General features: G+C 67.4%; 3 protein-coding genes and 1 pseudogene. 1 reads left to right on the forward strand and 3 read right to left on the reverse strand.

Translation table 11 applies throughout. The annotated features are described in order from the left end of the window. Positions 1–77 precede the first annotated feature (77 nt). The 3 genes and pseudogenes from SLQ31_RS00005 to recC form a co-directional block, all read right to left on the reverse strand. Positions 78–380, reverse strand: a pseudogene (locus tag SLQ31_RS00005) (exodeoxyribonuclease V subunit alpha); the annotation flags it as partial. Beyond that, on the reverse strand, positions 377–3688 hold the full coding sequence (gene recB / locus SLQ31_RS00010) for an exodeoxyribonuclease V subunit beta (protein WP_319428518.1): 3312 nt from the start codon (positions 3686–3688) through the stop codon (positions 377–379). The gene recB and the pseudogene SLQ31_RS00005, both read right to left, overlap by 4 nt. After that, the gene (gene recC, locus SLQ31_RS00015; protein WP_319428520.1) at positions 3688–6954 is read right to left on the reverse strand and encodes an exodeoxyribonuclease V subunit gamma; all 3267 of its coding nucleotides are present in this window, start codon (positions 6952–6954) and stop codon (positions 3688–3690) included. Before recC ends, recB begins: the two co-directional genes overlap by 1 nt. A gap of 250 nt (positions 6955–7204) precedes the next feature. Between recC and SLQ31_RS00020 the strand changes: the two genes are divergently transcribed. Next, positions 7205–10954, forward strand: a complete 3750-nt coding sequence (locus SLQ31_RS00020) for a Calx-beta domain-containing protein (protein ID WP_319428522.1) — start codon at positions 7205–7207, stop codon at positions 10952–10954. Positions 10955–11011: the final 57 nt, after the last annotated feature.

Here is an 11011-nt window from a genome sequence, read left to right on the forward strand (position 1 = left end):
AGTGCTCGCACCTCCCCCCACCCCCGCTAAAAACACCCCTCCACCCCCGAGACGTCCTCACCGGCGGGTCATTCCCGGGGGGGCGGCCCCCCCCCGCCCCCCCCCCACTCCTCGGGCGCCGGCCACGGCAGGTCGTCGATCTCGACCTGTGCCTGCAATGCAGTCAGCTCCAGACACACCGAACCGCCTCGGACCGCGCGCACCACGAACGCGACCGCCAGCGCGACTCGCTCGTCGGGCTCATTGCCCAGCGCGGTCAGCCGTTGGGCGACAAGGACATCGGCGGCCTCGATGGCACCGGCGTCGTTGAAGATCTTCAGCAGCCCGGCGGCTTCGGCACTGCGGCGCCAATCCGCGGCGTCGGTCACATCGACGGTCATGCCGCCACCTGCCGACCATCGAGAAGATCCGAGACCGCCACCACCAGGGCCGCCGGCGGATGCCAGCTGAACACTCCGGCGGGATGACCGTCGGCCGTCGGGGTGTCCGGACCGCACATGCCCCGCACGAACAGATACAACACCCCGCCCAGATGCCGGTCCGGATCGTAGCCGGGCTGACGCCAGCGCAGGAACCGGTGCAGCACAACGCTGTACAGCAGCGCCTGCAGGGGATAGTCCGAATGCAGCATCGCCTCGGCCATCCTGGCCCGCCCGTAATCGGCGGCGGACAGCGGGCGGTCCCCGTCACCGAGCCAGTTGGTCTTGTAGTCGACCACCAGGTAGCGGTGCCCGGCCGTGGATTCTGTGCCATCCGGTACCCGCAACACCACGTCCACCGACCCGGACAGATAACCGCGCAGCGACTGGCCACCCAGCGCGCGACCGGTCAGCCGATCCGCATAGGACGCCAGCGGGTCGTCAGCCGGTAGGAGCGCACGCAGCAGCCGGCCGACGTCGGCCAGCCTGATCTCGGGTCGGCCGGTCGACAGATCACCACCGGCCAGCGGGAACTCGAAATCCATCTCGCACAGTCGGTCCCGCAGTGCGATCTGGCGCAGGGTGAGCCCGTCGGCCAGCGGGCCCAGCGGCGTGTCGTGCATCGGCACCAGCGCGGCCGCCAGCTCCGGCGCGGGAACGTCCACCGGCCACCACACGGCGTGCTGTTCGACCTGGGTCTGTAGTTCCGCGGCGAGGTCACCGGCCATTGGGTCGGCGGTCTCCAGTACCGCGTGCACCAGACTGCCGAACTTCGCTCCGGTCGGCAGATCCGCCATCGGCGACGGCAGGTCGGCACCGGCCGGCGGTGCGGTCACCGCGACGTCGGCAACCTCGTCGTCGAGCTGACCCACCTCGGGCTCACTGCCCACCCCGGTGTTTTCGGCGGCGCGGATCAGTCCCGAGTACGAGGTCCGTCGCCACGTCGTGTCGATGCTGCGGTGGAAGTGCCTGACGCCCAGGCCTTCTCGCGGGTCAGGGCCGGCCAGCTCGGCCGCAGGGGCGATGATCGACTCTTCGAGCACCGGCCCGCCGACGGTCTCCCATTCCCGCAGCAGCGCCATCGCGTCGGCGTCTTCGACCCGTTCGGGGTCGCAGCGATCGGGGACGACGTTCTGCCCCGGCCGGCGGCCGCGCAGCAGCCGCGACAGTCCGCCGTTGGGTTCATCCCACGACGGCGCCCACCACGCCACCACCTGCGATTGGGCCCGCGTCATCGCGACGTAGGTCAGTCGGGTTTCTTCACCGGCTGCTTCGCGCCGGCCCAGGGTCTGCGCGGTCACCAGCTCGGCGCTCTGGTCACCGCCGACATGCAGGCAACGCCGGTCCTCGACGTGAAAGCGGACCAGATCCTCGCTGCGCACATAGCGATTGAACGTAAAGGGCAGATAGACGATCGGGAACTGCAGCCCCTTGCTCACCCATACCGTCATGATCTGCACGGCCGCCGCGTCACTGTCCAGGCGGCGGCTGCGTTCCGGCGCGCCACTGCGTTCGTCGCGCTGGGTGCGCAACCAGTCGCGCAAGGCGGTGAGGCTGAACCGCTCCCGGTGCGTGACGTCGTGCAGAAGTTGGGTGACGTGGGCGAGGTCGGTCATGTTGCGCTCGCCACCCGCCCAGGACAACACCCGCCTGCCCATGCCCGCGAGCTGCGCGGCCTCGAATACCGCCGCCACACCGGCCTCGCGCGCGTGATCAGCCCACTGCCGCAACGTGTCCGCGACCTCGTCGGTCAGCTCGTCGCCACCGTCGGCAAGGTCCGCGGCGGTCTTGCCGAAGAACATCGTGGTGGCCGCGGCGCGCACCAGTCCGGGTCGGTGTAGCTGGTCGAAGGCTTCCAGCAGGCTCAGCCAGTCATCGGCGGCCTGCGACTTGAGCACATCGGTGTCACCGGTGTAGACGGCGGGGACGCCGGCTGCGACCAGCGCATCGAAACAGGCGCGAGCGTCTGCGTGGCTCTCGGTGATGACGGCCACGTGGTGAGCCTGCAGGTCCTCACCGTCGAAGGTGGCCTTACTCGCCAACAGTGCACCGATGTCGGCGGCCAGGTCGGCAGCGATGTGCGGACGCAGCGCGTCCATTCGGATGGTACGAGTCCCGCGCTGCCGGAACGCTTCTCGGCTGACCACTCGCAGCCGGAAGGGGTCGTTGTGCGGTGCGCCCGCCAGCCGGTGGCCGCGGTGATGGGCGTTGACGTCAAGGACCTTGATGTCAGGGTCGCCGAGTTCAGCGCCGCCGAGCACGACCTGCAGGCGGTCGACCAGCGCCGAATCGCTGCGCCAGTTGATGCCAAGGGTGTGCCGCTGCCCCGCGGTCTTGGCGGCATGCAGGTAGGTGAAGATGTCGCCGCCGCGGAATGCGTAGATCGCCTGCTTGGGATCGCCGATGAGGATCAGCGTCGAATTGCCGCTGAAGGCTCGTTCGATGACCTGCCATTGCACGGGGTCGGTGTCCTGGAATTCGTCGACCATCACCACCGACCACCGTTGGTGCATGCGGGTGGCGGCGGGTGAGTCGGGGATTTCCAGTGCATCGGCCAGCCGGCTGAGCAGATCGTCGTAGCTCAGGATTCCCCGCCGTCGTTTGCGCCGATCTAGTTCGGCGAGAACATCATTGGCAAAGCTGACCCGCACTGCCGGGAGCGATCCTGGCTTTGGATTCAGCGGTCGCAATTCGGTGCCCGGGTTGGCGACGACCTCGCGGGCCAGCTTGAGCGCGTCTGCTCGGCTGAGCGGCGGCCGCTCGCGTTCCTGCCCGAAATGACGCAGGTACAGATCATCGACGATCTCGGTGACCAGATCGTCCAGGCTGTCGGCCAGTGTGACGCTGCCATCAGTGTCACCCGCGACACCAAGGGATTTCAGCACCAGGTGGCAGAACTGGTGGGTGGTGGCGATCGTGGCCGCGTCGAAGCCGGCCAGCGCGTCGCGCAGCCGCCTGCGGCGTTCCTCGAGTTCGTCGGCGTCGCCGGCGATCAGAAGGCCCACGACGTCGTTGCCCGTGGCCAGGCTCGGGTCGTCGAACGCTCGCAACGCGCACTGCAACGCTTCGCGCACTCGCTCCCGAAGTTCTTGGGTGGCAGCCCGGCTGAACGTGATCAGCAGCATCTGGTCCAGGCTCGCCCGGCCCTCGGCGACATAGCGGGTCACCAACGCGGCGAGGGTGAACGTCTTGCCGGTCCCGGCACTGGCCTCCAGCACCGTCGTCGAGCGTTCGGCGGGAAGCGGTCCCAGTAGATCGAACTCGTGCATCAGGCGTTGTCCTCCGCCCGCAGCAGCGGCGCCCACAGGCGCACCGCGTAGGCGCCGAGCCGGGTCGTCTCGCCCTCGGCTTCCTCACCGGGGTGCACCGGCGTCAGCAGTGGATCGAGGTCGGGTTCGCGGCCCCAGACCCGTTCGATGGCCCGGTCGTCACGTTCGTAGCGCCACTTCGACCACGCCTCGTTTCTCGGATCCTGGCCACTGACACGCGCGACGGCCCAGGAATGAGATGTCTTGATGGGCAGTGGGATCGGTTCGCGGCGGCCGGCATCGTAGATCGCCACCAGGTCACGCAGCACGCCGACCGGGTCCTCCTGCGGTGCGCCCAGCACCCGTTCAGCCACCCCGGCCCGCCGGCGTTGCCGGCCGATGCACACCGCCGACCATCGCCCGGGAAATGCCGCGGCCAAGGCCAGCATCGGAATCCAGGCGCGCAGCAGATGCTGGGCGTCCAGCTTGGAGAACGTCACCTCCACCAGCCGCGTGCCGAACACTTCGGGGACGGTTCCGGTGAGGCGGCGGCCCCCGCCCAGGTCGACGTCGACGTCGTAGGCCTGCGGCGCGCCGGAGCGGTGGGCCAGCGCCGCCTTGGCCAGTTCGGTTGCCTGGTCCCGTAATTCGCCCGCGGTGCGCCAGCCCAGCCGGCCAGGCGGCAACGATCCCCTGCGCCACTCCGCTTGCCCGGCCCGGTCGGGATCCATTCCCGCGAGCATGTCGGTGAGCAACCGCTGACCGACCGTCCATTGCTCCAGATTGTCGATCTCGACCGGCATGGCGTCCTCGACGCCCTCGACCTCCCACGGCAGCGTCACGTCGAGCGCGGTGAAGAAACCCTTCACCGGGTTGGCGAAGAACTTCAGCAGGTCGGTCAGCGTCACATCGTCGGGGGCGGGTGCAGGCAGTGGCCCGGCGAGCAGGTCGGGCTGTTCGGGGCGCTGGCCGCCGGTGATCGACGCGGCGGCCAAGACACTCGAGTCGAAGGTGAACGGTTCGCCGGGCACGCCGAGCGCGCCCGGGGTGACGTTACGAACATCGAAGGGCTGCAGCGGGTGCCGTACCACGATGTCGCTGCGAACCGGCGCCTCGGTGGTCCGGTCGAGGGCGTCGAGCAGCTCGGCCAGCGGCACCGCGGGTGGGCGAGGATGCCCCGAATACTCGTTGGCGCCGGTGTAGGTGATGACCAACTTGTCGGTGGCCGCGCCGATCGCGTCGAGTAGCAGTTGGCGATCTTCCGAGCGGATGTCACGCTCGCCGGTCATCGGCTCGCGGGCCAGTGCGTCGTCGCCGTCGACCACCCCGATCCTTGGGAACACGGTGTCGTCCAACCCAACCAGGCACACCACCCGGTGCGGCACCGACCGCATGGGAACCATGGTGCACACGGTCAGGGTGCCGGTGCGGAAGTTGGCCCGCGTCGGCCGGCCGGACAGATGCCGGCCCAACAGCGCGGTGATGTCCGGCAACCGCATGCCGACATCGGCACGCGGTCCGGCCGTCGTGAGCACGTCGCCGAATTCGCGCTGCAGCTGGCTGGTCTGCCAGGCGTCGTCACCGGCGGTGAGGGTCAGCAGGTCGACACCATCGGCGAGCGCGCTGAGCCAGTCCACCAACGGCCGAACACCGCTGAGAGATTCGACCGTGCGCTGCAGCCGCGCCACGTATTCGGCGAGCCGGCCCGCCAGCTCGACGCTGTTGCTGCCGACGTCATCGAGGGGCAGCGTGACACCGAGCCAGTCTTTCGAGTCATCGGACATCGCGACCCCGGCCAGCACCCGGTCGATCCCGAAGCGCCAGGTGTTCTGAATGAACGGGATCCCGAACGGGGCGCGGTGTTCTTGATCGAACCCCCACCGGATGTTGGCCTGCTGCACCCAGCGGGTGATGGTCTCGAGATCGTCGTCGCTGAAGGCGAATCGAGCCCGCACGGGCTCGAGGTGTGCGAAGTCGAGCACCTCGGTCGCGGTGACCCTGCTACCGGCCAGCGTCAGCAGTTTGGCGGCAACCCCGAGTAGCGGATTGGTTTGGATCAGCGCACGGTCGGCGAGCCGCACCCGGAGCTGGTGGGCTGGATGGGCACCCGGTACGACATCGCCCAGCCCGAAGTCCGCGACGATCAATGGGGCGTAGGTCTCGATGTCGGGGCACATCACCAGGATGTCGCGGGGCTCCAGGGTGCGGTCCTCGGCCAGCAGACCGAGTAACACCTCGCGGAGCACGTCGACCTGGCGGGCGGGCCCGTGGCAACTGTGCACCTGCACCGAGCGGTCCGCGGGCAGGTGCGAACGCCCCTGTGGCCGGGCGGCATTAGCGGCGATATCGGACTGCAGCCAGCCCAGCAACGTCGTCGGTGGTTGGCCGCCACCGAGGTATTCGTCGGTGGCCGCTGAAGCCGGCAGGCTTCGTTGCAGTTCGCGAATGTCACGTCCGAGCGTGGCCAGCAGCGGGTGGGCGGCCCGCCGATGGCTGGTGTCCTCACGACGGACGATCGCGCCGTGCACGTCGCGCAGCTCGGTCCAGAGTGCGGCGCTGGGGTGTGGCAGCCACAGGTGCACGTCGTGGTGTTCGGCCAATGCGCCGATGAGTTCGATATCGGTGCTCGGCAATCGGGTGTGCCCGAACATCGATATCCTGGCCGGCAGCCCGGTACCCGATTCACGCAGTCGGGCAATGGTTTTGGCGTGTCGGAGATGCGGAGGGTCGACGCCCACCTTGTCGACCAGCGCGCGCCACAGGTACGGCTGCCAGCCCAGGTCGTCGTCCAGGCCGGCAGTCTCGCCGGCCAACCAGTCCGCCAGCAGTTGCGGGCGCTGCCGCGCGTACGACGCGAACAGCCCGGCCAGCCGGCGGGCGACCGAGTAGCGCCGACCTTGGCGCAGTTCCTTTTCCTCGTCATCCACGAAGTGACCGAGGTGGGTGGCCAGTGTGCGGCACCACGGCTCGTCGAGGCTGGCGTCGATGACCTCGAGGAGCGGCCACGCCATCGCATCGGCCGACCAGGGATCGTCCTCGCCGGTTCCGGCGATCTCACTGATCAGCGACGCCGGCGACCGAAACGACACCGCGGCGCAGACCCCGCCGCCTGCTGCCCCGCCGCCGAGAATGTGCGACAGCCGCTGGCTGAGCCAACGTTCGACCCCGCGGGCGGGCACCACGACGAGTTCCTCGGCGAACGGGTCGGCTTGCGGGTCGGCCAGGAGCGCGCCGAGACCGTCGGCGAGCAGATCCGTTCGCTCGGCGCGGTGCAGGTGCAAGGACATCGGCAATAACGGTAGCCGCGCCGACGGACATCCCTGGCGCGCGACCGTAACGCCACGGTGGAGAAACTGGCCGGATCGCGCCCTGACGTTACGGTCGGCGGCCGCCATGTCCAGCTCGTAGACGGCCCGGTCCGCTTTGTCTAGAGATTTGGCACAGCAAATGAATTTTTGCCGAGTGCTTCGACGAAATGCGTGACAACGCATGACTGGTCAGCAAAGCTGTGACAACGCTGGGAGGAAGGGCAGAGCAATGAATGCTTCGACGGTCAACCACGACGATGCCAACGACGGGACGAAGCGAGGGGCGCATCGCCGCCCACGCAGGCAACCCTATTCCTGGCTGGGCATCGGTGCGCTGAGCCTGGGTGTCGGCGCTGCTCTGGCGACCGGCTCGGGATTGGCCCATGCCGACACCCCGTCCGGCAGTTCGTCAACCGGCGGCCATACCGCCCGACAGACAACGAAGTCGGGCGTCGCCGCCGGCCCCTCGGCGCGAAAGCCATCCCCAAGCCCCACCCGTGCGCTAACTCCGACGGCCGCCATCAGGCCGGCGACTGGCAACAAATCATCCGGGACCACCAGTTCCATCCGGGCTGGAGCCGTCTCCCCGGTTAGCAACGACCCATCCGAAGCGACCACGCTTCCCGGCAGTCCGACCGCACCTGCCAAGACACCGGCTGCGGCATTCACGCCGGCAAGCGTGCTGCAGATCCCCGCGTCGCTTCCGTCGCCCGTGCAGGTATTGCGCGCGTTGGGATTCGTGCCGCGCGGCCCGTTGGCGCCGATGGGTAATCCCATCCAGGATCTGCTCTGGGGGTGGTACCGCCAGACGCAGTCGCTGCTGGGCATGCCTCAAACGACCGCGCGGACGACGGCGCTCGTGGCGGCGCCGACCAGTACCACGCCGACCGTCACGTACAGCGTGGCCAGTGACTGGGGCTCAGGTCATACCGGCAGCATGACGGTCACCGCCGGCCAAGCACTCAACGGCTGGACCGTCGAATTCGACTCCCCCGCACAAATCACCAACATCTGGAACGCCCAGATCACCAGCCATATCGGCACCCACTACGTCATCACCAACATGGCCTACAACGGCACCGTCGCCGCCGGCCAAAGCACCACCTTCGGCTACCAAGCCACCCCCGGCGCCCTAGCCGCCACCCCCACCAACCTCAAAGTCAACGGCGTCGCCGTCAGCACCCCACCCACCACACCAACCCTGTCAGTCGCCGACACCACCGTCGCCGAAGGCAACAGCGGCACCACCAACGCCACCTTCACCGTCACCCTGTCCAAACCCTCCACCACACCGGTCACCGTCAACTACTCCACGTCAAACGGAACAGCCACCGCAAGCGATTTCACCGCCACCACCGGCACCCTGACCTTCGCCGCGGGCGTCACCACCCAAACCATCACCGCCAAAGTCACCGGCGACACCACCGTCGAGCCGAACGAAACCTTCACCGTCAGCCTGGCCAGCCCTGCCGGGGCCACCCTCTCCCGCGCGACCGCCACCGCCACCATCACCAACGACGACGTCGTCACCGTTCCGAGTGTCTCGATCGCCGACACCTCAGTGGCCGAGGGCAATAGCGGCAGCAGTAACGCCACCTTCACCGTCACCCTGTCGCAGGCATCCACCACACCGGTCACGGTCAACTACTCGACCTCGAGCGGAACCGCTACCGCACCAGGCGATTTCACTGCCGCCACCGGTACCCTGACCTTCGCCGCGGGCGTGACGTCGCAAACCATCACCGTGAAGGTCACCGGCGACACCACCGTTGAGTCGAGCGAGACTTTCACCGTCAGCCTGGCCAGCCCTGCCGGGGCCACCATCTCCCGGACCACGGCCACCGCGACCATCACCAACGACGACGTCGCGACCCCCGTGCCAGGCAACAATTCGGTCACCTACGCGGTGGTCGATGATTGGGGTTCGGGTCATACCGCGAACATGACGGTGACCGCCGGCCAGGCGCTCAAGAGCTGGACCGTCGAATTCGACTCCGCCGCACAGATCACCGGCATCTGGAACGCTCAGATCGCCAGCCACGTCGGCACTCACTACGTGATCACCAACATGGCCTACAACGGCGCCGTCGCCGCCGGCCAAAGCATGACGTTCGGCTACCAAGCCACCCCGGGCGCCGCCGCGTCTACCCCCACCAATCTCAAAGTCAACGGTGTCGCCGTCAGCACCCCACCGACCACGCCGAGCCTCTCGATCGCCGATACCACTGTCGCCGAGGGTAATTCCGGCACCAGCAACGCCACCTTCACCGTCACCCTGTCCAAACCATCCACCACACCGGTCACCGTTAACTACTCGACATCGAGCGGAACGGCAACCGCAGGAAACGATTTCACTGCCACCACTGGCACGCTGACCTTCGCCGCCGGCGCCACCTCACAAACCATCACCGTCAAAGTCACCGGCGACACCGCGATAGAGCCCAACGAAACTTTCACCGTCGCGCTGGTCAGCCCCGCCGGGGCCACCATCACCCGCGCCACCGCCACCGCCACCATCACCAACGACGACGTCACGACGACGCCGGGGCTGAGCATCTCCGATGCGTCGGTGACAGAGCCCGGTGCGGGCGGCATGGCGCCCGGGTTCCTGCACACCTCGGGCAATCAGATCCTCGACTCGCAGGGCAAGCCGGTACAGATTTCGGGAGTCAACTGGTTCGGGGCGGAAGGCTCCAACGGTGTGCCGGACGGGCTGTGGACCCGAAGCTACAAAGACATGATCGACCAGATGTCGGCCCAGGGCTTCAACACAATTCGCCTTCCGTATTCCAGCGAGATGCTGCACACCACTTCGGCACCGTCGGGCATCAACTACAACCTGAACCCCGACCTGCAGGGCCTGTCGCGCCTGCAGGTGCTGGACCAGATCATCAATTACGCCGGGCAGGACGGGATGCGGGTGATCCTCGACCACCACCGCAGCACCGCCGGCGCGGGGACGAGCGAGAACGGTCTCTGGTACAACAGCCAATACACCGAGGACCAGTGGGTCTCCGACTGGCAGATGCTGGCCAACCGGTACAAGAACAACCCGACGGTGATCGGTCTCGATCTGCACAACGAGCCGTACAACGGAACCTGGGGTGGTGGCGGGGTGAACGACTGGGCCCGTGCGGCGGAGCGCGCCGGAAACGCTGTCCTGCAGTCGAATCCGAACCTACTGATCTTCGTCGAAGGTGTGGGCACCTACCAGGGGCAGAGCTACTGGTGGGGTGGCAATCTGATGGGCGTCAAGGACCGTCCGATCGTGCTCAATGTGCCCAACCACGTCGTCTACTCCCCGCATGACTATCCGAATTCCGTGTACAACCAAACATGGTTCCAGTCAGCCAATTTCGGCGCCAATCTGCCCAACGTCTTCCGTCAGGCCTGGGGCTACATCTACGAGGACGGCATCGCACCGATCTACGTCGGTGAGTTCGGCACCAAGCTTCAGGATCCCAAGGATGCCGTGTGGTTGGAGGCGCTCACGTCCTACCTGTCGGGCGATTTCGACAACAACGGCACCGTCGACATCCCCGCCGGCACCGAGGACATGAGCTGGACATTCTGGTCGTGGAACCCCAATTCCGGTGATACCGGCGGCATTCTGGCCGACGACTGGAGGACCATCAACCAGAACAAGATGGTCTACCTGACCCCGATCGAGTTCACCAGTGGCAGTGGCACATCGCTGGCCTCGTTCGTGGTGACGCTCGCGTCGGCGTCCACCCAAACGGTGACCGTGCAGTACGCCACGTCAAACGGCACCGCGACCGCGGGTCTTGACTACCTCAGCGTCTCGGGCACACTCAACTTTGCCCCGGGCGAAACCCAGAAGATCATCACCGTTCCGGTGAAAGCCGACTCCCTGGCGGAGGCCATCGAGAGCTTCACGCTCCTGCTGTCGAATCCGTCGGGCACGACGATCACGGACGGGTCGGGCGCCGGCACGATCATCAACCGCAGCGTCGCGTAAATGCGATTTCGGCGCGCAAACCGCCGCTGGGCGAACGAAAACGCGCCGAAATCGCTG

Origin of the sequence: Mycobacterium sp. RTGN5, from assembly GCF_033804465.1 — a bacterium.
GTDB lineage: Bacteria > Actinomycetota > Actinomycetes > Mycobacteriales > Mycobacteriaceae > Mycobacterium.

Bases quoted from the DNA above. Each gene is read 5' to 3' on its own strand.
- recB (WP_319428518.1), bottom strand. From the start codon at position 3,688: ATGCACGAGTTCGATCTACTGGGACCGCTTCCCGCCGAACGCTCGACG.
- recC (WP_319428520.1), bottom strand. From the start codon at position 6,954: ATGTCCTTGCACCTGCACCGCGCCGAGCGAACGGATCTGCTCGCCGAC.
- SLQ31_RS00020 (WP_319428522.1), top strand. From the start codon at position 7,205: ATGAATGCTTCGACGGTCAACCACGACGATGCCAACGACGGGACGAAG.